At 41.4% G+C, this 23,181-nt stretch carries 22 protein-coding genes; 1 reads left to right on the forward strand and 21 read right to left on the reverse strand.

The window, feature by feature from the left end:
* Window positions 1–443 precede the first annotated feature (443 nt).
* The 15 genes from EHV15_RS26390 to EHV15_RS26465 form a co-directional block, all read right to left on the reverse strand.
* Complete coding sequence (locus tag EHV15_RS26390; protein ID WP_128633851.1) at window positions 444–776, reverse strand: hypothetical protein; 333 nt, start codon at window positions 774–776, stop codon at window positions 444–446.
* Window positions 776–2,908 (reverse strand): peptidoglycan-binding domain-containing protein, encoded by a 2,133-nt coding sequence (locus tag EHV15_RS26395; protein ID WP_128633852.1) that lies wholly within the window; start codon window positions 2,906–2,908, stop codon window positions 776–778. Before EHV15_RS26395 ends, EHV15_RS26390 begins: the two co-directional genes overlap by 1 nt.
* Complete coding sequence (locus EHV15_RS26400; RefSeq protein ID WP_128633853.1) at window positions 2,877–3,692, reverse strand: hypothetical protein; 816 nt, start codon at window positions 3,690–3,692, stop codon at window positions 2,877–2,879. The genes EHV15_RS26395 and EHV15_RS26400 overlap by 32 nt, the downstream gene beginning before the upstream one ends.
* 197 nt (window positions 3,693–3,889) lie before the next feature.
* Complete coding sequence (locus EHV15_RS26405) at window positions 3,890–4,282, reverse strand: aspartyl protease family protein (RefSeq protein ID WP_178075968.1); 393 nt, start codon at window positions 4,280–4,282, stop codon at window positions 3,890–3,892.
* Window positions 4,283–4,284: 2 nt separating this feature from the next.
* Window positions 4,285–4,524, reverse strand: a complete 240-nt coding sequence (locus tag EHV15_RS26410; RefSeq protein WP_128633854.1) for a hypothetical protein — start codon at window positions 4,522–4,524, stop codon at window positions 4,285–4,287.
* A gap of 592 nt (window positions 4,525–5,116) precedes the next feature.
* The gene (locus tag EHV15_RS26415) at window positions 5,117–5,833 is read right to left on the reverse strand and encodes an NAD(P)H-binding protein (protein ID WP_128633855.1); all 717 of its coding nucleotides are present in this window, start codon (window positions 5,831–5,833) and stop codon (window positions 5,117–5,119) included.
* 42 nt (window positions 5,834–5,875) lie between these two features.
* The gene (locus EHV15_RS26420; RefSeq protein WP_128633856.1) at window positions 5,876–6,547 is read right to left on the reverse strand and encodes a DUF4386 domain-containing protein; all 672 of its coding nucleotides are present in this window, start codon (window positions 6,545–6,547) and stop codon (window positions 5,876–5,878) included.
* 150 nt (window positions 6,548–6,697) lie between these two features.
* Window positions 6,698–9,334, reverse strand: coding sequence for a winged helix-turn-helix domain-containing protein (locus EHV15_RS26425; protein WP_128633857.1), 2,637 nt, complete (start codon window positions 9,332–9,334; stop codon window positions 6,698–6,700).
* A 235-nt stretch (window positions 9,335–9,569) separates the two neighbouring features.
* Window positions 9,570–10,106: a sensor histidine kinase gene (locus EHV15_RS26435; RefSeq protein ID WP_178075969.1), complete on the reverse strand. Its 537-nt coding sequence runs from the start codon at window positions 10,104–10,106 to the stop codon at window positions 9,570–9,572.
* A gap of 166 nt (window positions 10,107–10,272) precedes the next feature.
* Window positions 10,273–10,341: a DUF3709 domain-containing protein gene (locus tag EHV15_RS38455; protein WP_128635551.1), complete on the reverse strand. Its 69-nt coding sequence runs from the start codon at window positions 10,339–10,341 to the stop codon at window positions 10,273–10,275.
* A gap of 14 nt (window positions 10,342–10,355) precedes the next feature.
* Entirely contained in the window at window positions 10,356–10,775 is a 420-nt protein-coding gene (locus EHV15_RS26445; RefSeq protein WP_128633859.1) for a hypothetical protein, read from the reverse strand.
* Between the two features lie 33 nt (window positions 10,776–10,808).
* Window positions 10,809–10,991 (reverse strand): hypothetical protein, encoded by a 183-nt coding sequence (locus EHV15_RS26450; RefSeq protein ID WP_128633860.1) that lies wholly within the window; start codon window positions 10,989–10,991, stop codon window positions 10,809–10,811.
* A gap of 331 nt (window positions 10,992–11,322) precedes the next feature.
* Window positions 11,323–12,543 carry an IS256 family transposase gene (locus tag EHV15_RS26455; RefSeq protein ID WP_125081887.1) on the reverse strand — a complete coding sequence of 407 codons (1,221 nt, stop codon included), beginning with the start codon at window positions 12,541–12,543 and terminating at the stop codon, window positions 11,323–11,325.
* 182 nt (window positions 12,544–12,725) lie between these two features.
* Window positions 12,726–13,202, reverse strand: a complete 477-nt coding sequence (locus EHV15_RS26460; protein ID WP_128633861.1) for a hypothetical protein — start codon at window positions 13,200–13,202, stop codon at window positions 12,726–12,728.
* A 1,567-nt stretch (window positions 13,203–14,769) separates the two neighbouring features.
* The gene (locus EHV15_RS26465; protein WP_128633862.1) at window positions 14,770–15,864 is read right to left on the reverse strand and encodes an SIR2 family protein; all 1,095 of its coding nucleotides are present in this window, start codon (window positions 15,862–15,864) and stop codon (window positions 14,770–14,772) included.
* 535 nt (window positions 15,865–16,399) lie between these two features.
* Between EHV15_RS26465 and EHV15_RS26470 the strand changes: the two genes are divergently transcribed.
* A complete protein-coding gene (locus EHV15_RS26470) occupies window positions 16,400–17,698 on the forward strand; it encodes an IS110 family RNA-guided transposase (protein WP_128631682.1) in 1,299 nt (432 codons plus the stop codon).
* A gap of 391 nt (window positions 17,699–18,089) precedes the next feature.
* Here the strand turns inward: EHV15_RS26470 and EHV15_RS26475 are convergent, their stop codons facing one another.
* The 6 genes from EHV15_RS26475 to comI form a co-directional block, all read right to left on the reverse strand.
* Window positions 18,090–19,208, reverse strand: coding sequence for a hypothetical protein (locus EHV15_RS26475; protein ID WP_128633863.1), 1,119 nt, complete (start codon window positions 19,206–19,208; stop codon window positions 18,090–18,092).
* A 475-nt stretch (window positions 19,209–19,683) separates the two neighbouring features.
* Complete coding sequence (locus EHV15_RS26480) at window positions 19,684–20,256, reverse strand: hypothetical protein (protein WP_128633864.1); 573 nt, start codon at window positions 20,254–20,256, stop codon at window positions 19,684–19,686.
* A 130-nt stretch (window positions 20,257–20,386) separates the two neighbouring features.
* Window positions 20,387–21,085 carry an HNH endonuclease gene (locus tag EHV15_RS26485; RefSeq protein WP_128633865.1) on the reverse strand — a complete coding sequence of 233 codons (699 nt, stop codon included), beginning with the start codon at window positions 21,083–21,085 and terminating at the stop codon, window positions 20,387–20,389.
* A 163-nt stretch (window positions 21,086–21,248) separates the two neighbouring features.
* Complete coding sequence (locus EHV15_RS37620; RefSeq protein WP_246061789.1) at window positions 21,249–21,563, reverse strand: hypothetical protein; 315 nt, start codon at window positions 21,561–21,563, stop codon at window positions 21,249–21,251.
* A 278-nt stretch (window positions 21,564–21,841) separates the two neighbouring features.
* Complete coding sequence (locus EHV15_RS26500) at window positions 21,842–22,450, reverse strand: hypothetical protein (protein ID WP_128633866.1); 609 nt, start codon at window positions 22,448–22,450, stop codon at window positions 21,842–21,844.
* 467 nt (window positions 22,451–22,917) lie between these two features.
* A complete protein-coding gene (gene comI, locus EHV15_RS38100; protein WP_342774058.1) occupies window positions 22,918–23,013 on the reverse strand; it encodes a competence inhibitor ComI in 96 nt (31 codons plus the stop codon).
* Between the last annotated feature and the right edge of the window lie 168 nt (window positions 23,014–23,181).

A 23,181-nucleotide genomic window follows, 5' to 3' on the forward strand; every position in this document is an offset into this window, starting at 1 on the left:
GAGTTCAAAAGTATCCATGAAAATCTCGATTAGGCTGTTTTTCCTGACAATGATAGAATTGGCATATGTTCTTAAATAGGAGATGAGGACTTTGAACTGGAATAAGGTCTATTGATGATGTCAAAAACTACGTAGGGGATAATGTGAGCTCCTACTGGGTGAGAAAATTGCACAGATTGCAAAAGCCATTTTCCATTTCGCGAATATTTGCTCTATCGGACCAGGCAGTGCAATCACTCCGTTAATCTCTTCAATTCTACTGCTATCGTTCTCTCTTTATGATTTTGGGCATGTAAAAAAAGCTCATTCCTACTAATGGTTCAAGTGGGAAAGAGCTTTCGAACTTTCGAAAGGTTATCAAGTGTTTGAATCAGTTAGTGTTTGGTTTGTTGGTAATAGTACGATCTTGTTGTTGGAGTTCTAAAGACAGCATCCCAGAAATACTACCCAATAAAAATTATTATTCCATCTCGGTGAGTAAAAGCGATGGGCAATTCAGTCTCAATCAATTCGATTCTTTCAATAATTTTTATCCTCTTTTCCTCAGGTAAGTTCTCCTTCGCCCACTCTTTTATTTTTGATAATTCTTCTAAAACGAATGGAAAATCTTCTTCAACTAAATCGATCCCAACAGAAAATACTTTAGTCCATTTTAACCCTAATTCTTCAATTGCTGGCTCCCAACATTCTTGAAAAAAAGACTCAGTAGCTACAGGAATGAAAAACTTCTCTTCAAATTCATCTTTTGCCTCTAAAACCATAGCACTAATTGACATTACTTTTTCCCTCCAAACAATGCATCAAAAGTGTAATCAGGAAATTCTTTTCTTAATTGTTCCAAGCTATTCTCTACAGCTTGCCTTAATTCAGGAGTATCTCCATCTAATCTGAAAATGAATTTTCGAATGCCTTTAATTTGATCTAATGAAGGTATGTTTGAAGTCCCGTTTTTGGTAGCTCGTGTAGCTGTAGCTTTCGCAATATTATTAATTCTTTTTCTTGTTTTATCCAATATTTGTTTATCCGTAAATTGCTGAGGTGTTTGAGCAGGTAATCCAGTTTTAGGATTGATGACATTAAGTCCCTTCGCTGCTTTATCCTCATAGAAAATACCATTTTTCAAATCAATCTCGTCTAATTCGCCAATCGGTTTTCCAGTGTGATCAACAATTTCAACTTCTTTTATTGGCCCAGTTTTAACCGCTCCCTCTGCCACATTATTCGGAGCCGGTGTCTCCAACTTTCCTTGCGTTGCCGGCACCTCATCCACTTCCGAACGCTTCAACCACTCGGTCAGCCTTTGTCCCGCTGTACTCTTGAGCGCGCCGGAAATAAGCTTAAACGCATAGGTGAAGGTCACGTCCCCGGCTCCGGCCATAGCGGTATCGAAGGCGATATTTTGGGCGCGGCCTGTGAGGTCTTGATCGCCGTCATTCTTGAAGTCGGTTACCGCGTCAGACGCTTCGGTAGCCGTGCCAAAAATCGCTCCCGCCGTCATGGATCTGACCACCGTCGGCGATAGCTTGGAGAGAGCCGCCGGGGTTTTCACAGCTTTCAAATATTTAAAGGGCAGAAAGAACCCGACTACATTTCCGGCAGCTTCGCCAATTCCTTTGCCGTACGGATCATCTAACGGATTTACGTAACCTTCCGGTTCCGGCCCCATAATCCATTCGGCAAGCAGCTCCGGCAATCCTGCCGAGGCCGTGTTGATTGCGTTCACCACAGCATTCGACCCGCCGACCATTAGGTTCGCGAAAAACGGATTGCCGATGCCGCTTTGTTTTTGCCGCATCTCGTTTTCTTCTTTTTTCTCAAGCTCTTTTAGCTCGTTATATATCCTGTCTTGTTCTTCCTTGGTCAAATCTGCCCAATAGGTCTGCTTCAGCCGCTCCTGAACTTCCGGATCATCGCGGTTTAGCACATCGTCCAGCGAATAGCTTCGCGGATCTACCGACGTGATATAGTATTGCGGCTCGCTCTTGGAATCCTCAACCGGTTCCACTTTCGGCATGTTAAACAGCGCCTGCCAGGTTGCCGGTCCGATTACGCCCTCCAGCCCATTCTGATCCTTCTCGTAAACCTCCCGGAACCCTTCCAACGCGCGTACTGTAGCTTCATCAAAATAGCCGTTCGCCTCGACCTCAAAACCCAGTTCTTGCAACCGCAGCTGCGCCATTTTCACCGGCTCGGAATAGGCCTGACCGTGCATTTGCACCGTCAGCAGCCCGCTCAGCGTTCCGAACAAGGTCCGCCACACGTTTTCATCCACGATTCCTTGCCGATCGCCGGCATTGTCCAGACCATACTTTTCCTTATATCGATTAACTACTGCCAGCGTGGCCGAGTCAAAATACCCGCTTGCTTCCAGCTCGTATCCCAGTTCCTGCAATCTTTCTTGTAGCTTCAAGACTTCGTCGCTGTAATGCTCAGGGTCCAGAGTCAGTTCTTTCGTAAGCGGCTCCACCGTGATAGGGAGATAAACCGCAGCACGGGAGAATAAGGAAAACGCCGAAAACGGCAAAGGAAAGACGCTCGTTTTATTCCCTGAAGTCGTGGGGAACGCGTCAAATGGGTTTAAGGTAACCGGAAGTTTCACCCGCTTCGCCTTCAAAAAGGACTCCTGCTCTTGGCGAGTATACTCGTTCGCCGCCCAGCGCAGCGTTTTCTCTTTCGTGCGCAATTCGTCGCCGATCTCCCGGGACAGCTGCCGAATCCGCTCCATCCGCCGCTCCACTTCAGATATTGCGGAGCGGACTCCCGGCTCGGAATAAGCCGAACTTGTTCTACTGGCTAACTCGGATACCCTTTTTAGCGTAACTGTGACTTGATCTCCGATCCTTTGCTCCAACCGGCGTACTTCGTCTGCGAGCCCGTTAATGCGGGCCGGATCGACCTTCAGTTCCAAGACGTTCCCCTCCTTTCCCCAACATACTTGGAAACGCAAAAAGTTGTTCAAGGGCGGAAAGCGGTTTGCGCCGAAACAAAAGGGCCTGACTTCGCTCCGGCATCATCCCCAGCATCCAGGTTCCTTTTTCTGTTCGCACGCAGGTAAACAGCGCTTCGGCCTCCTCTCCAAAAGCCAAGTGGTATCCGGCAATGACCCGGCAATCAGACTGTGGCCCAAAGGCTTCCGCTAAGTCTTCCGAGGTCTGACGATCTATCCCAAGCTTTTGCCAAAGAACCGTTGCCGCTCCTTGTTCTCCAGCCCCTGCAAGCGCTAGAGCATAATTGGCCTCCGTCGCGGGTAGAGGGTAAAATGCCTCCTGCTCACAATCGCTAAGCAAAAACTGCTTCCGGAGCATGGCAATCGCTTCTTCCCGCCCGGTGCAAAGCTGGACCTCGCAAGTCTCTTCCCCAGTTAAGCGCGTGAACATCCCCGCCCGGCAATGGATAAATTCCATGGAGACTGCCCCGTTTTTTTCCACCAAGCAAGCAAACACCTGGTCCGGGAAAGACAAAATTTCCGCAATCGCGGCATAATCATGCTCTATGTATAGTTGGTCCTCATCTTCTTCCGTCAAAATATGTTTGCTCTTCAGCCGGCCGGACACCATCTCCCATCGTTGGCGGGCCTCCTGCAAATCAAGGCTATCCAGCACATTTTCCAAACCGAACAAGGTAGTGGCTCCGGAAAGCAAGCATAGGTAAAACCATTCATCTTGCGACAGCACATAGTTTGTCCTATTCATTCCGTACTCCTGGACATTTAGATATTTTATGGAAAAAACACTTCAATACATTCTATCAACACGCCGCCGGCCTCACAATTCCTTAGTTGGCATAATATCCCACAATTGATCCGTTTCACCTATATAAATGAACAAAAAGTCCGGAGCAGCATGGGGCTGCCCCGGACACATTTATGAGGATAATTTACTAATCCAGGTTAAGAAGCATCCAGTGATAAAGTTAGATGCTTCAAATCGATAACGGCATTTAATTTCATAAGAAGATCAAGTCCGAGCAGTCCGTTGATATGCCCCTGAGGGTCAATAACGCCAAAATCCAGCTTTACATCGTTCAAGCCTACTGCCCCTAGCCTAACCCCGTCAACCTGTTTCATGTAAAAGTTATGCAAACTTCCACCAATACCATAGGAAGAATGGATATAATCATCAAGTTCAGCAGCGATACCGATTGTTTCGACCGCGTCGGGGGAAATGATCGTTTCAGCAGCTCCAGTATCTAAAACAATCCGGTCGATCACCGTAGATCTTCCTCGAAATAAAATCTCTACTGGCGTGAACAAAAGGCCGTTTTCAGACACGACGTTAATCATAGCTAACCCCTTAGTCCGAACAATTGTTTGATGGGGACTTCAATTCTCTCTTTACCCGTATGGTAGACGAGAATGTCGTCTTGTGCTCGAACTAACTCTCGTGTGGCTTCTACATTATCATCAAAAGCCTGAATGATTGCCATATCGTCAACATATCGCACTTGATTTTCAATGCGCCCCTCCAAGATACGGAGTTTAACAAAACGGTTTGGGTACAGCCTACGAACTTCCTCCCACTTCAACGTCTACATCTCCAACCAACTTATTTTGTATCTCCATGATAACACTTCCCCCTAAAGCATGCTATGCAGTATGAACAGTTGAAAAACACCGGAAGGCCAAGGCTCCTACCCTATCATATTTGTTAACACTAATCCGATTGCATCATCTCGAACGTATATTATGAATTTGGAGAACTGCCCCGATCATGTTCATAAGGCTAATTTACTAATCTAGGTTAAGAAGCATCATGGCCCCGGTGTTTAACCGGAACATAAGCCAAAATCCGATCCATCCGAAAAGCCCGGGGTTCGCCGGAAGCAAGGCGAGTTGCCCGCACTAGACGATGTGGGGTTCAAATCAGTGGTTGCCTACCTGAACCTCTAATGACTTCTCTGGAAATAGATCGCCCTTTATTACAAGCACAACTTTTATAATCAGCGCAAAACCAACGGAATCATTAAAATACAGATTAACAGCTGAGAATCATTTATTTATCGATGAAGGTTCCGATAACGTTCTTGGATTCACGAACTTGAGAGGCTTAAAATCCGGATTGGTCAAAATGCGCATCGTCCCAACTCAATCCTTCCTCGATCTTCATGCGCCGCCTCTCTATTTATTATAAATCACCGGAGTTTTGAACTCCCAACATTTCCACAGATTTTCATCTATCGCTAGTTCAGCCATAAAATAACTTACATTTATTCTGCTTGTTTTTCCCGCATTGAATATGGGGCTTCTTACCGGAGATTCACAAACTTCATATGGACTCTCTTTATCATGATTGACTAAGGTATCCGGACGTACGGCAACCCATCCGACATTTCCGTCTCCTTTACCCATTTTGGCAATCAAATAATTGGCTGCCTTGACATTATCTCGATGAGGAGGAAGCAAAAGCTTTAGTAAGGATAAGATGATTTTTTCTCCCGGTGAATTTGTCTCGCCCGATAACGTGTTCGTGTAACCTGTTGTACTCATCAGGATGAGTTTCACCGTTTTTTCAGCCCTTTTTGGAACTGTCTCATAGATTCTTTTGATTGCATCAAATACCAAATAACGAGGTTTGCCGAACATCCCTTTGAGCGTAAGATTGTGACCAAGACAGGAGATAATGACATCACAATCACGTAGAAGCTGATTCATTTCAGCGTCATTTAATTCGTTGATATTCCCCTTTACGATTTCCACCAATGGATGTTCTTGTACGTCATTGGGAACAACAGCATTTTTTCGGATGAGAATCCGAGTATGGATTTGTCTTTTGATAAATTGCCTGACGACATGTTTGCCGGTAGCGCCGCTTGCTCCAAGCACTAATACTCTCATATTTCATCTCCGTTTTCATTAGATTTATTTTAGAGGTGGTTCTCACACTTTAATTTGATTGAACCCTTTGAATATTAGAAGTACAGCGAGAAACATCTCGCAAATAGCTATCGGCGCATTTAGGATAAAGTAGACTGGGCTCGCTAATTTGATGATGTTTAACATCAACAGTAATGTAGCCAGAAGGGTCAAGGTAGAGCCGATCATCCCCCATATCGAGAACCACCTTGGAATAGGTCTAATTTTATATAGGCCATAATAGAGGATCAAGCCGCCAATACTCCAGGGCAATATCATCCCTATATGATTCAGAATATCTCTGCCTTGTCTGAGCAATTCAGCGATAACTTCAAAATACGATGAGTCAGCTTGGCCGGCAGCTGCCGAACTCTGACTCAAACCTAATAAAAGAAGCAGAGAGCCTATACCGGCAAAGAGAAAGCCGGAGCCAATCATCCTGAAACCGAAATATCCCACCGCCAGACTTTTGTTGTATTTTTTAATGATTGGATATAACAATACGGTTATCGTGACATATACTACAGCCATTGCCGCTTGAAAAAAGGTGGCAACCAAAACTTGCATTTCAATCTCCGACAACTTTACAAGGTAATCCGAACGTTCTAATGCAGGAACAGAGCTAACTATTCCAAAAACAAAACTGAAGATGAGCAGCAGCCCAAGATAGACTGCTGTTTTTCTGTTGGTTTGCATGACGACTCCCCCCTTTTACCTGATGATCAGCCAGAGTGTTTTACGAATAGTATATTGGCTGCAAGGCATGACTGAGTAGATACTAAAGTATGGTTCGAACTAAAAAAGGCCCCAGCCTTGCCTTTAGGCATTGCTTAAGACCGGAGTAAGTTATATCAGTCCGAGCTCTCTGGCACGTGCGATCGCTTCGGTTCGCCGTTTAACCTGCAATTTGTCAAAAATATTGCGATTATACCCCTTCACTGTACTTAAGGCCAGGAAAAGCCGATCACCTATTTCTTGATTGGAGAGGCCTTGGGCAATCAGTTGCAGAACTTCCAGTTCACGCTCGCTTAAGGCATCGATTAAAGGTTCGAAGCGGATGGGGGGACTGTGAACAGCGAAATCATTGAGCTTCTGTTCATGATGCATGTTGGACAATAAAAACCCGGTATAATCCGGCTGGATCCGACGGGTAGCCGCTTCCGTTAACAAATCAAGCATGGGCTTACCCTCGTCAACAAAAAGACGAACGAACCCCTCATCCTCTGCCAGTATCAAAGCATCATTTAAGCTTTCAAGCGCCCTCTCCATATTGCCTTGGACCTGAAACGCCAATGCTTGGAGTACAAGAAGCTTAAGCTGGTCGTTCTTCCATTGCTTCGCTCTCGCTTGGTCATACAAAATAGCCAGTATGGCCAGAGCCGCGCTTGCGTTCCCTTGGATCATATGGATTCTTGACTGCAGAACAGGCCATTCACTAGTTTCCAGATGCTTTACGGCTTCCGGAAAGTTGCCGTTATGAAGAGAAATAAGAAGTTCCAAGTGTTGAACTTCGCCCAAAAGGTGAGTAAAGGATCGTTCCTGCACTTCGTGACGAGCTTTAATTAACAAAGCTTCCGATGCTGAAATATCTTCTCTGGCGAGTTTCAATTTTGCCGCAAATAATTCACTATCGGATAACCTATCCGTATTCTCGATCTGCTTGGCTAACAGGATACTCTGCCCTATATGCTGTTCGGCTGCCTCCAAATCGTTCCATTCATAGAAGATTCGAGCCATGCCTAAATATGCGTCACAAGCGGCCGGCAGTGGCGGTTCGCCAGCTAGTTCAATCACTTGTTTATAGGTTTGCACAGCCAGGTTCAACTGATTGTCGAGCTCCTGGATCTGGCCTGTACCTAAAGTTGCCATAAGCGTAATAATCAGGTGTCCCATTCGCTTGCTTATCGATAATGCTTCGGTATAAGCTCGTCTGGCGGCTGCGCGATCGCCCTGCCGCTGGTAGGCAACGCCTAACGTCCAGGTTGTCGCTGCGCGCACAGGCAGATTATTCGGATGCAGATGATCTAGCGCGAGGAGGGATTGGGCAATAATGGTATCCGTCTCGTTCCGAATGACTCCAAGCGTGGCCCGGATCGATGCCATATGCCCGATTAGATCATGATCTGCCTCATGGGGATTGATAGGTTTCATGGCCGCTTCGGCAGCGGATAGTTTTTGTTCGATTCCGTCCGATTGGCCGATCATCAATAAGGCGGAGGCATAAATCACCCAGAGCGACGGCCGTTCGTTAAGCGTGGACTCGTCCTGGCGCTTCAACCAATTTAGTACAGGCTGAGCGGCGCCGCGAAAATGTAGAGGCATTCCCCTTCCTTCGATTAATGTTGCGGCCCGATCCACATCTTGAGCCGCCGCAGCGTGCTGAAAAGCTTCGATCTCAAGGTCATTCTCTTCAAACCAATGGCTTGCCCTGGTATGTAGAACGGCAATCTCCTCGGCCTTGTCCTTGTTGGCATGATACAAACGCTGTCGCAACAAATCGGCAAAAAGATGATGGTAACGGTACCAATGACGCTCGCTATCCAACGGGATGATGAACAGGTTGGAACGCTCAAGATACGCCAGGATTTCATCTCCTCCCATCCCCTTCGGTAGAACGGCATCACAGAGGGAGCCGCAAAATCGATCAAGAATGGAGGTATGAAGCAAAAAGGTCTGAACCTTTTCGGACTGCTGCATTAGGACTTCCTCCATTAAATAGTCCAACACAAAACGGTGGCTGCCGGTAAAGGACGAGATGAATTGGGTCGTATTCGAACAGCCCTGCATAGAGATAGCGGCTAATTGCAACCCGACAATCCACCCTTCTGTGCGTGCCTCCAGAGAAAATACCTCTGCAGATGATAGATTAAGCCCCATGATTTGGTTGAAAAATAACGCCGCTTCTTGCCGGGTGAAACACAGGTCGTTTCCACGCAGTTCGGTCAATTGGTTTCTTGCCCGCAATTTGGCGATCGGCAGCTGCGGCTCTTCGCGCGTCATGATGATCAAATGCATCTGTAAGGGTTGATGATCGATCAGAAAAGACAGGGCATCATGCACGGTTTGAGATTCAATGACGTGATAGTCATCAAGAACGAGAATAAATGGATCTGAACCGGATGATATTTCATTGACTAAAGTAGTAAGGATGTATTGGATCGGCAACGGTTGCGGAGATTGCAGCGCTTTCCATACACCTTGGTCGTTAACATCAACGATGTTCTTTATTGCAGCGGTAAGATGAAGGAGAAATCGCACAGGATCATTGTCACCTTCATCCAGCGATAACCAAGCAGCCCGACGTCTGCAATCAGCCAGCCACTCGCTGACCAACGTGGTTTTACCATAGCCTGCAGAAGCGGAGATTAGCGTTAGTTTTCCTTGCTGCCCCTCAGACAAGCGTTTGAACAAATGTGAGCGTTGAACCACTTTCGACCGCGCTGGAGGAATATGCAGCTTTGTGGTTAATATAGGTATGTTCATAAAATTTCTACACCACGCTTTTCATTTTTACGCACCATCGAAACAGCTTCTCAGCAGAAGCACCTTGATGCCATTCGATACCATCTTCGCCTTCGCCTCTCTCACGTCAGGGCAATATCCAATTCACCCCCTTGCTTCTTCAACGAATACGAAAGCCCGTCAATCAGGCTCAAATCATCCTCCAACAGCAGGAGCTTGTTCATTTTTCCACTTCCCCTTGTTTATCTTAGGTCTATTATGATTCGAAATGGTGGAGGAATTCAAGGAAGGTGCCAAAGGTAGCGGATAAACCCGGGAAGCTTGGAACATAAAGAAACTGTAGGAGGCAAGTATTAATTTTGCCCCGCATACTTCCGACTCTTGGAACTTTTAATAAACGGATGTTGCGCCTACTGGTATGGACCAAGCTGTCGGCTTTGCACTTGTTAAAACTTACAGAAAACATCCCCAGCGTATTATATAAGAAATGAGGATTCAACTGAGCCTGGATCGCTTTCAACTCGGCTTCTTTTTCACTAATTTTACGTTCATACACTTCATAGATGAGCTTCTCGATATGGGCGGTCATATTATTAAAGCTGTCCCCGAGATACCCCAATTCATCCTGGGTCCCAATCTGTACACGAGTATCAAACTGGCCTTCCCGCACACGCTTCATGCCGCGCACCAGGTTTCCCAGCGGACGCAGCAACATCCGGCTAATCCCGGTAATAATGATCGCCAAACAAATTAAACTGGCCAGCGCCGAAACCACCGCAACCTTGAGGATCACTTGGCTTTTGCTTTGGATTTGGGCTAAGGACACCATATTAACCAGAGTAAAACTACCCTTTCCGACTTCTGCCTGGTGTACATATAGGAAACCCCGTTCTCCTTACGAACCGAATTACCGATGCCCGGGATCGTCGACAAATCCGGGATCTGTCCGTTAGATCCATTCAACGAATACAAGGGCATCCCATCTCGATCATACAAAAACACTTCCACTTGGGTCTCGGTGCGCAGATCTTTCAAATGCGATTCAAACAAGGACGTATTGAACAAACAGCATCATGCCATAGGTATCCAGATCCATCGACCGCATGAGCCGCCCCGCCAACACCCAATTGGAATTCTCTTGTTGCCGGTAGTCCTCCTGGCCAGGCTGGCTCCAAACATATTCCCTGCCCGTCCCCTCCAGCTTACGAATCATTTGCCCGAGATATTCGGCCTTAAGACTATGAAACGAGCCGGCAAAAGAGCCGAGATTAATGACATTTCCTTTCAAATCATAAATCCGAATGCCAATCATCTCCGGCGCATCCAACCGCACTTGATAGATTTGCTCATCCAACACGTCCTCGATTTTCATCCGTTCATACGAATCAGACCGTTCATTCTTGGCGGAAATCGCCAGACTCACCGCTGGATTCAGGGTAATATAGTCGGTAAATCGGTACATGTCATTGACCCTCGAATCCAGCCGAGCCAACACCTACTCCGTCGTCATATAATATTGCCGGCTCACCTCTTCATTAAAAAGCGACAGATGAATCCGGTACGTAATCAGCGCGGTCACACAAGAAATCAATAGATTCGCAACCGATAAGGAAATGATCAGTTTGGTGCTGAATTTGAATAATTTCTTATTGAACGGACGGTGTTTATTAGTCGTCATATTAGTTCCTCCGGGGGAAAAAACAGGTAAAGCTCGTATTATCACTATCTTGCTTGCTTAGATAACGCTTTCATAAATGTATAGTATTTCGGCTACTCAAAGTATACCATGAGCCAAGGCAAATGGATGCCTCCTTAGATAATGCCCTTAGGCAAGTTCTTGCCATAATAGCAGTTAATGTTCTTGTATTCACGAAACGCCCCCGCCTTAGATAGCTCTTATCTTAGGTTGGGGCGTTTGTTGTCTGAGCTTCTTCCGTGATTATAGGGTCTGTCAAGAATTTTGTGTAAACGAATGTAGAGGGTGATGCTTAGAGGGGGACTCCGCCCCCCTACCTCAAGTGCTGACCCACGCGATCAGGGAAGAAAACCGAAAACTGTAGCAGCATTTGTCCCCAGTTCTGAACACGGCCCGTCCATTTCCGTACAACGTCCATTGTGGATAAATACAGCATTTTAAGGAGAGCCTCGTCGCTCGGAAAGATGCTTTTGCCTTTCGTCACTTTGCGCAGTTGACGGTGATAACTCTCGATCATGTTCGTGGTGTAGATCAACTTGCGAATTTCCGGCGGGTACTTGAAGAATGTAGCGAGCTCGCTCCAGTTGTTGCGCCAAGAACGGACGATCAGTGGATACTTTTTGCCCCACTCCTCCTCAAAGCGATCTAGCTCCACAAGCGCCGCTTCTTCGGTTGCTGCTTTGTAGATCGGCTTCAGATCGGCCGTCACCTTCTTCAAGTCCTTGTAGGACACGTAGCGCGTTGAATTACGGATTTGATGGATGATGCACTTCTGAATCTCTGTAGCGGGATAACAAGCGCTTATCGCTTGCGAGAAACCGGTTAGATTATCGACACACGTAATGAGAATGTCTTGTACGCCGCGGTTTTTTAACTCGTTCAAGACATTGAGCCAGAACTTGGCCGACTCGTTTTCGCCAATCCACATGCCTAGGACGTCTTTATTCCCGTCCAGATCGATGCCGATGACCATGTAAGCCGCCTTGTTGACAATAGCTCCGTCTTGCTTCACTTTGAAATGAATGGCGTCGAGAAAAACAACGGCATATACGCTCTGTAGCGGCCGATTTTGCCATTCCTTAACCATAGGGATAACCTTGTTCGTCACGTTCGAGATCAGTGTCGGGGAGACTTCGATGCCATACAACTGCTGTAGATGATCTTGAATTTCACGCGTGCTGACGCCCTTCGCGTAAAGCGCAATGATCTGTTCCTCAATGCCTGTGACATTGGACTGATGCTTCTTCACCACAAGCGGTTCAAACTCGCCCAAGCGATCACGGGGTACGATTATTTCTTGCTCACCATACTCACTGACGACAGTTTTCTTGCTTTTGCCATTACGGCTGTTTGACGTCGCTTTCGCCGTGATGTCGTGCTTGGCATAGCCCAGATGTGTTTCCATCTCCGCTTCGAGCATCTCCTGGATTGTTTCTGCAAACAGGTTCTTTAATGCGTTTTGAGCATCCTGTGCCGTTACCAGATTATTCTCTTTAATGAAGTCGCGCAACTGTTGTTTCGTCCAAAGTCCCATGTATTCTCCCAACCTTTCTATTAGTTCCATTTTAATAGGTTTTGGAGTTTACACAAACTATTTTACAGACTCTGATTATACATCCGACAACCGAGGGCGATAGCCCCGATGTGTGAATACGGTGCTATAAGATGTTGGCGCCTTCCTGAAATACTGAAGAGAATTCATTAAAATTTATCATCCTAAGCCCTATAATGAATATCAATATTATTAATAAGTTTGTTATAAAGATTTACAAGTTTTTCATTTTGTTCAATTTGTACATCTTCGATAAAATTACAAAGATTTATAACACTATCTATTTCCCTTACTATGTCCTTTATATCTCTATCTAACAAATGATATTCTTCAAATAATATAGGTCTAACCTTCTCTAAATACATTCTTAATTCGAATTCCACTGGATATGAAGTAATAATAGTGACCTCTCCATCGACTTTAAGGACTTTATTATAGACTCTTAGTTTATTTAATTGATCATTCCTTTGAATATCTAAGTTAAGTTTTTCTCTTTCCCAATCAATTTGTTTTTGAAATTTTGTCCTTTCATTATTTAAATTGTTTTTATTAATTATATATGTTCCAAAAAAGGCTAATGCGGAAGCCGAGAGTGTTGCAATAGCAGTAATTGCATTGCCAATCCATTGTGGATCTGCCATCAATAAGCCCTTCTTTCAATGTTTTACATTGTGCCAATTTCTTATAACGTTTTCGAATTCACGACGTCTCACCGACTTAAGGGGCGTAGCCCCGGCCGCGATGCGGTCAGTCGGTGTGCATGTGTTGCCGGCAGCTACTTCACCCAACCCTGAACTTGCTTCGGATTCGAATCTGCTTCACTTCCTGGCGACCGAGGGACCGACAGGTCTTCGATGCGTGAATTCGGTTTTATGCGGAGTACTTGTCTTCACACAATTACGAACTTCAGCTACATTAGTTTTTCCTGTACTTTTGTAGGTTTTAACAAGATGCTTATTTAGTCTTCCAGTGTTGCAGAATGAGCTGGAATTACGTTTCGCCCAACCTGTATTAGTGGTCAATTCGCCAAGCCGACGTCCTTTTTATTGTTCTTCATAGCGAATCCCCTCCAACTAAAAGTGCGATTGTGCTGAGCAATTCTTCATTCATTTTAACAACAATTGTAAGGTGTCTTTAGTAAGGAATTGATCCTCCCTATGTAGAAATGACATGAGCCTTAATAAAGGATAGCATTAGCACACTATTTGTATTTCAAAGATCGAAACGCCCCTTAATACACTATTTGAAAAACTCTATAATAACTAAGAAAAACCTTCCATCTAACCGGTAGGTTTTATTAATAAAAAGACCGCTCCTCTACAAAGGTAAACGGTCAATTTGTATTCCATGGCATAGGAGTAACCGTGTTGAGAGGACTGTTCCCGGGATAATTATAAAAAATATCTCGGGAACACGAAAAATAAAACTGTAAAATCAGATTTCAACTGCTTTAGCGATGGTGTTCTAGATCCTTTAATTGAAAAGATAATTTTTCTGTAATTGAATAATTTGATTTTCTAAATATTCTTCCTTATAGATTTCTTTCAACTTAATTTTTTTCTAAATCAAGTGCATCCTGAATAATAAGGATCTCATTTTCTTCTAGTTCTTTATTCATTTATCATCACTCCCTTCTTTATATCATTCGACTACTACCGATAATTCTGGCTTTTACCTCCTGATTTTAAAATCTTAGTTATTCGGCCTTCTAAATGTTCACTTCTAATCATCTCTTTGACATGCAATCCGTACTGAAAACACAATGACTTATAATAATCATGCCGCTCTTGAGCTGGCCTATCTTCAACCCATGAAACTATATATTTTTTAAGATCCTTCTTAAACTGTTCTGAAGTGTTTATTTTATCTCTAATCTCTTTTATATGTTCAGAATTTTTGTTGAGATTAATATTGTTGTAACGCCATACAATATCACTAAAAATTTCTTCAATATCTCATTCATTGTAAGAGCTTTTTGTAAATCCTAATCGTTCACGAATATAGACATCAACATAATGGAATAGGCTAGGTTTCGCTCTTTTGGATAGTTCATCTATTGTTGACAAAATAATTCTCCTCCCTTTGTAAATTTGCAATTCATCCAAAGTGATTTCTAATTTTACTTCAAGTAGTCCAAGCTTCATTAATTTCAACTGGATATTATTTATCCCGGCAGTTTTTGCTATACATGTACGATGTTGTCCAGCGTTAAAAGTTACCTTTATCTTTTAGAAATTTTTCAATTGAATCATAAAGTGATAAAAGTATCTTATGCCCATAAGTTTCTTTAGCGTTGTTTAATCCAAGAATGTTTTTTATATTCGAAATATATGATCTATTTCTAATTTGAGGATTAACAATGGTAACTTTATCTAACCAATGATTACTAGAAGTCTCAGAAGGACCTAACTTGATAACTCTAAACAACGTTTGAACATCTATATCATAAATCGGAAACGCATAACCAACTATAATAACCTCCTCTGCGATTGATAATTTCTCGACAGCAAGATTGGCTTGTAGTTGAAAAAATCTATTTAAATTGTATGATTTATGAATGAATGGCGGCATGATGAATAATCTCAATGGATTGCCACAAGCGTGACAAGCCCATAGTTCTGGTAGTTCTTCTCTAGTACTAAATCGAAATGGGATTGAATTATGCCAACATTTATCATTAGTACACAAAGCTAAATTAATAGAACCATGAAGTTTTAAGAAATAACCTTTATGTAAGTTTTGCTTCGCTGTTTCCTCATAATTACTTTGATTGGAGAAACTTGATAGAAGAGGGTTTAATAAATAATTCTGATTAGCGAGAAGCCTTTTCCCCATTTTGGTTTTTCGAAGAGCACTTTCTAACATAGTATCCCAATTAAATGTAATAATTGAATCATTTTCATCAATATTACTAGCTAAAAAATTATAGAAAGAAGAATCCTCGAAATTCCAAGGTATAAATCGGATAACGTCATAGACATACTGTAAAAGTTCAATTTTTGCATTTTCTACAGTATTTTTTCCTATTCTATTCAATTGGAATTTATATGAATTCAAAAATGTCTCTAAAAATGAATATATCTCTTCTATATTAACATCAAAATTTTTGTCTTTATTAAAATTGAAATAATGAACTAAAATTTTTAATAAAGATGAACTTTCGAAATTAACTTCATTGTGATTCCAAAAATTATCAATATACACTTTTTGGAAAAATTCATTCGCTAATGGCATAGAAATAGGCAAACTCAGAGTTTCGTTTTTGGAAGCACCTGCTCCAATTATGTACACTTTTCCTGCCATATCAATCCTCATTTCTTTAGCGTGATATCTTTAAAACTTGCATTCTTGCATTAGACCCGAAAGGAGAACAAGATAGTTTCACCACTTAACTTTACAGAGACTGTTTCTCATATATTGTTCTGGCTTTCATCGTGTCTTTATAAGAAGTTCGGAATTTAAGTAACTGACCCAAACTTAAAGGGCTGGAAGTTGCACAAACTTTAATCACGTAATAATAGCATGGCCGCCAATACCATAAAGGTTTTTAATAAATGCTTTCAAATAACTTATTTAATTCGAGTTGAATGGTATCATTCAAATTTTCTTTAGTCCGCAGGTATGTTTCCATTCTTGTATCCGAATTTAATGGGTCAAATATATTTTTAATACTGCTGCGTAATCGGTCATTTTTGAAATGATTAAGGTAATCATTATTCATAAATGGAGCCATTCCTGTAATGAAGTAATTTGCCCCTTGAAAAGAAAAAGCGCCTCCTGTATGCTGGGTCTCGGAATGGTGGCCATTCACTGCCCTAATTGAAGGAGGACGCTCTACATGAAGTATAAGCTGAAACAGAAAAAGAATCAACGAATTACACGAATTACCGAATCGACACTGGTCGTCGGAGCGGATATCGCCAAGAAGATTCATGTGGCTCGTGCAGTAGATTTCCGTGGCATTGAGCTTGGAAAAGACTGCGTGTTTCATAATAGCCAGGAAGGGCTGACGAAGCTGGCGACGTGGATGAAGGAGCTCGGGCAGACACACGGCAAGACGGACATCATATTTGGCATCGAGCCTACTGGACACTACTGGTTTCCGTTAGCAGCCTTCTTACAGGATCAAGGGATTCAAGTCGTAGTGGTAAACCCGCATCATGTCAATAAGTCGAAAGAGCTTGAAGATAACTCACCGACGAAGAGTGACTACAAGGATGCAAAAGTCATCGCAAAACTCATTCGGGATGGGAATTACTCCGAACCGAAGTTGCCGACGAAGGAATTCGCAGAACTGCGGATCCTGATGAACCTCCGCGAGAAGGTATCGGACAGTCTAACTCAAGTCAAAAGCCGCATCGGCAATTGGTTTGATCGATTCTTTCCGGAGTACGCAAAAGTGTTTAAAAACTGGAGTGGCAAGGCATCGTTCATGACCATGCGAGCCTTCCCGTTGCCTGCTGATATCGTCGCCAAGGGCGCTAGAGACGTCCTAGCGCATTGGAAGACGGAAGTCAGGCGTGGCGTTGGAATCAAGCGGGCAGAAGCGCTTTACGCTGCAGCAAGCGTCTCCATCGGTCTGACAGAAGGCATCGTTGCCGCCAGGCTGGAACTAAGTACGCTACTGTCGCAGTTTGACCTGTTTAACGAGCAGCTTGAAACGATTATGCATCAAGTGGCCGGAATTTTGGAGGGCATTCCAGGAACGACAGAAATGCTGTCTGTACCCGGAATCGGCGTTCTGACCGTAGCCGGATTTCTAGCCGAGGTTGGAGATCTGAATCACTACGATCACGGTCAGCAGATCATTCGTCTGGCGGGCCTTAATCTGATGGAAAACAGTTCAGGCATACGGAAAGGACAGACAGGCATAACCAAGCGAGGGCGATCACGCCTACGGGCGCTGTTGTTCCGAGCGGTGATGCCGCTGGTTGCAAAGAATCCGGAGTTCCAAGCGCTTCACCGGTATTACACGACGCGGAGCCAGAACCCGCTGAAGAAGAAGCAATCTCTCATTGCCCTATGTGGAAAACTCATACGGGTGCTTTATACCCTGGGAACAAAGCAAAGAATGTATAACGCCAACGATGTCATGGGCCCCGTTAGGCAAGCCCAGCTGCAACAATTGGCTGCATAAAGTCAAGGAAGCAATCACCCTGCAATATCGCTTATTCACATGTGTACAACTAGACAACGGAAGCACCGGAGAAGCCGACGCACGACACACCGTAAGGGCAACGACCCTGTAAAGGAGCGAGAAACGGCATCCACCCCTTGAGAGGTAGAACGAAGGAATGTAAGGGCATAGACCCAGTGTGACATGGGAGGGTGAACCCCAAGGGCGGAATGTGGAGATCCATTGTGCGATCATAACCAATTATCTACAGTTTTGGAAACGAGAAGATCCTAAGCTCTGTTCCCGCCTACGCTCTTACAGAAAATCGTGGTGTAGACTATATTCTCCACCAGTATCTCTTACACTGTCAAAGTTGAAATATTGAGAATGAACGAGAAAACAGGAGAAGTTATTACTTTATAGTGGGAGTAGCGTGCATTTCTTTTGTATCAATTACTACACCTTTTGGTTCTAGCATTTTTAAGAGTTTAATTAACCCGTCATCAAACGAAAGAAAATAAGGAATTAAAAAATCGCCCTCTCCCATATAAGACATATTAGATTCCATTACTCTTGGAATCATAAAATCCCAGGAAATATTATCAAGAATCTCAAATATTTCTTCTTTTTTTGTTTTGCGACTAATTCTTCTAAGAATATATAGATTAGACGAATTTTTAAAATATTCATAGGCCAAAAGAGTTTCTCTTTCAAGATTTAGACCTACATGCTCACTTACAAAATCAAAATATGAAATCATTTTATTATCCGCGCTTCTATTATCTTCAAATTTTATTCTAACTATTGCTATCAAAGTGAGTAAAATAAATTGCTTTGTGATATAGTACTGATTTAGTATAATTTTAATTTCTTCGCTAAAATAATATGACTCACAATGTTCTGTTGCAGAACGCTCAGCTATCTCATTACTTATTAAAAATTTTATCTTTCCAGTTTTTTTATAATAGTTTGAATCTACATTTTTGAATAATTCTAGACTCTTAACATTTGCAAGTATCGCTGAGTATTGCTTTGATTCTTTAATATTTTTATCTCCAATAAGCGTCTTATAATTTTCCAGTAAATAAAAAGAATAATCAAAATTCCATTGTTTTTTTAGAATTTCATCAATTAATACATAAAAATCATTCGAAACTCCAACCAATGGAATATTATTAATGAATTTATGAACGTAAGTCGTAAAATTTGAGTCAAACATTACTGTATAATCTATAGCAATTGGCACATCTCCCCCATTTAGCATACTTGTTACAATATTTTCACTAAAAAAATAAAGTTTTGAACTTGGAAAATAAGGTACAATATATCTTGAATGCTTATTAATTGCAGTATTAATGTTATTAGGATCTATATTTCTATCTAAATCTTTTGCTACTGTAATTATTTTAAATTCATTTAAAGAATCTAAATGAGTAACTGCTGCATTAAAAAGAGCTGATAGATTAGGCGCATTCATAAAATCATAGGCAAGTGCTTTAAATCTGAGGTTCCTTTCATCATTAAGTTCCATCAAATCTTCTCCTTCGATTACTATTTCTGTATTTCTAATTCATCTGGAGCTATCTATAAACTAACCAGCCGTAATCTTTTGTCTAACTAGAAACTATGTGTAACTGTCATATAAAGCATATATTGATAAATAAAATATTAAGGTAACAACAAAATAACCGCATACCTAATGAATGGGAGCGGCTACTTAATTTTATCAATATTAGTTTTTACAACCGTTTTTATCGCACGTGATCTTAGAGCTAGTATTTGCCCAATGACTTGCATTTTCTCTGGTATTAAATCCGCAACCAGTTTTTCCACCTTTTGTTCCACTATGTACAATTCCAGTTGGAATATGTTTAACAGCCATTCTAATCACTCCATAACTTTGGATAATTTATAATATAATTCTAACAAATAACAAATTGTAGAACAAGGGTTCCTATTGTTTTTTTCTATATATTCTCAGTATTATATCCCTCTCTTAGACAATATTAGCTAGACGTTAATTTATTTCTAATTTTCATTGCTTTTTTTGCGAATTCTATATGTTTTCTATGTGTTTCGTTAGAGAAACTAATCATATTTTCTACAATTATTGGAGCTTGATCTGCTATTACAGAATACTTTTGCTTTAGATATGAATATAATGCCTCTTTCTCTTTAATAGTCGGAATAACCGGTGGTATTGGGAGAGCTATAGGCTGATCATCTTCTGCTTTTTCCTCTGGAGTTGTCATACCGAACTCAAAAAAATTATGGAGCGCTCTTCGTCTTTCAAAATCCGTAATTACAAATCCACCATTTTCATCCAATATAAATCGATCAAAATTAACAATCTGAAGTTTGAATGGTTTTCTAGACTTGGTTTCATAGTACATAGTGACTTTAAGAACTTCCTGTCTGGCTAAAGAAGGAATTGGCTTATAAACTTGATTTATAGGTTTAGTAATTTTTGTTACCCTCAAATCTTTTGAGATGAATAACCACATGGTTCCCCCCAATTCATCGCATCCTTTCAATAGTTTTTTTCTTTGCTCTGATTTCCGATACGTTCTTATATTCACGAAACGCCCCAAACCTTAGATAGCTCTTTTCTTAGGTAGGGGCGTTTGTTGTCTGAGCTTCCTTCCATGATTATACATCTGACAACCAAGAGACGATAGTCTCGTAGCGCGAATACGGTGTTAGGCGAAGTTATTCAACTTCTGGGGGATACACTTCAAAATGCTTTTCACGTGATTCTTTCTTTAATTTATTCATTAATTCTTTTTCATTACTATATATTTCAAATTCCTCTGGTACATCATTTCTTTGGAGCTTATTATTTTCGACACTAATTAATGGCGTGTGAATTCTAGTAAAGAACTGCAACAAAAAACCTAGAGCAAAATCTTTCTGCAGCTCAAACATATCATGATCATAGCCACCCGAATTATTTTTATGACCTTCAATATCTATATATAGATATCTCTTTTGGTTTGGCGAATCTTTTTGAACTTTTTGTAGTAACTTCATGAGTATTGTCGCAGTTGCTTCAAAGTCTTCATGTTCATAAACTAGATGATATATTGCTATTCCTTTTTCTTTAAGCATATTTATATTTAACGGATTTTCGGTTATTGGATCTAAAACATTGACTTCTCCATTTAACCTTTTCTCCATCATATCAAACCAATGATCTCTCATTTCTCTAATTTGTTTTCGTTTTTCCGGATTCCCCCCAAAAAGATCATGACAAGAAGCGCACAATGGAGCGGCATTATCAATAGTATCGCTTCCTCCATCGGCTTGAGGTATTATGTGATGAATCTCAACGAATGGCTTTTGGCAAATTACACAACGAAAGCAAGCTTTCTTTTTAGCTTCTAACTTTACCTTCTCTGAGAATGCCATAGTCTTTTTCCTTCTTTCGATTAATTTCCTAACATCCTATATTCACGAAATAGGTTATTTATCTGAGAATTTTCCATAGTTACACATCTGAAACCAAGGAACGATAGTCCCGAGTGTGAATATGGTGTTATTGGATGCTGATGCCCTATAGAGTTATTAAACATTATTGTAATTTGTATAGTTCAATATCTTTAAATCCTCCAGGTAAACCAATAGAGCCATAATTTCCCGGATTTCCATAATTTCCTACGTTCCCATAGTTACCATACGATCCAAAATTTGTTGATCTATAAGGATTAGAATTGTTGTATGCTAATCTATTCTTGTAAATGATCTCTCCCAAATATTTTCCTTGCATATCAATAAAAATATTATACTTCTCCAAATAATGTCCAATATTTTTCCCACTTGTTGAATGAAGATGCCCATTGACTTCATTTGCAATATGATTACCTCGACTATTGAATAAGAACTTCATATTATCCCTCCCTTTAAGGAAATATTTATAAATATATTTTTGCTTATGTATATTAATTATGTTCATCAAAACTGACCTGTCGATGCTGATGATGACAAGCCTGATTACTTTATTTAATATTAATAACTTAGCTTTCGCAGAGCAAAAATTGGGATAATCTCATCAGGTCAGTATAGACGCTCCTAGACCTATATGCATCCTCCCTCAAATGCTTCTGCAGACTGAGGACATTTCCAACACTTGATTGTTGCGTGAAGTGGTGCGCTTCTCTAGATAGACTACCGATAATCCTTAATTTCCCATGCATACACATTCCCCATTTGATGTATTGGATGAACTAATCCAGTAAAGCTGCTTTGTTTTCTTTCACCTAAAATATATTTACTATTTGCCAGAATTTCAAATGCTTCGATAGCAGGAATTGAACTTATTTCATCATAATCGTATGCAAATATCATTATTGCCTTCCGTGAATTGAAGCCTGAAGTTATTAATTTCCCACAATCAGTAAAAGAACTCCTATGTTGAGGATAAGGGGAAAGAATGTGCATTAGTATATTGTCATTTGCTTTACCGTTGTCGCCCATAAATCTTAACATTTTAATTTCAATACACCATTCCCAGTGGCTATCATGACCAATACATAGATCACATTTTTGTCTCGGGTTATTTATGTATGGAACATTATAATGAATTTTATTAAAATACTTACTGTTTGTTGCCTCACTTACTAAATCGAAAACTAACTTTGTTGTGTCGGATTCTGTGTGTGGTCCAATTCCAGGTTGATATTTTTCCTTACTTCTTTGATTTATCGCTTGAGGATATTGATTATCTACTATTTCAATTCCTTTAGCAAAATCATATACAACTTCATCTAATACCATTAATTTAGCTCCTACTTATCTTTTAATATCTTACTCTATCTAACGTTCCTCATATTGAAGATGTAGTCACCCTTGGTGAGTTAGCTACAATCTTCGGGAGAAGTTAATCGAATAAGGACAAGACAATTGTCAGAAAATTCATTAATATTTAAAATCAAAACTGCTTTTAAATTAACAATATATTGCTTAAACTCCTCGTAACAATGAAAAAAGTCTAAATAACCAGTTATTTCTTTATGCGAAGTGGTACCCTTTTTATTGTGATAATAAGATTTGTAATAAGAACTTATACATGATTTTATAATTTCTTTGTTTAATCTTTTCCTAGTCCCTATAGATATGGTATCATTTGTATAAGAAAACAGAGTGCGGCTAACACTCGGCTATACAATTGGCTTGGATGGGTTATTCCCTTCTAAGTCCAGGCAATAAAAACCCACCTCTGGCGCTAACCTTTGGGTGGGTTTTTACTTTTTCTTGTTGTTCGAGTTGATGTACGTTAAAAGTGCAAGGATAAACATTCCGAATAGAAACATGATATGCAATGCATCTTTAACCCCCATGGTCTCACCTCCTTTCGAAGGGAAACCATGCCCACCCAAGATTCAATTGTACTTCCTCATTCTACCATAATGTCCCAACAATTGATAGAATGTTTGTTCGCCTTTCTCTCTATACAAGCTCTTGCAGGAATTTCATATAACGTTTTTTCGACTAATTCCCCCACATCC

It is taken from the genome of Paenibacillus oralis (assembly GCF_003863965.1).
In the GTDB taxonomy this organism is placed as follows: domain Bacteria; phylum Bacillota; class Bacilli; order Paenibacillales; family Paenibacillaceae; genus Fontibacillus; species Fontibacillus oralis.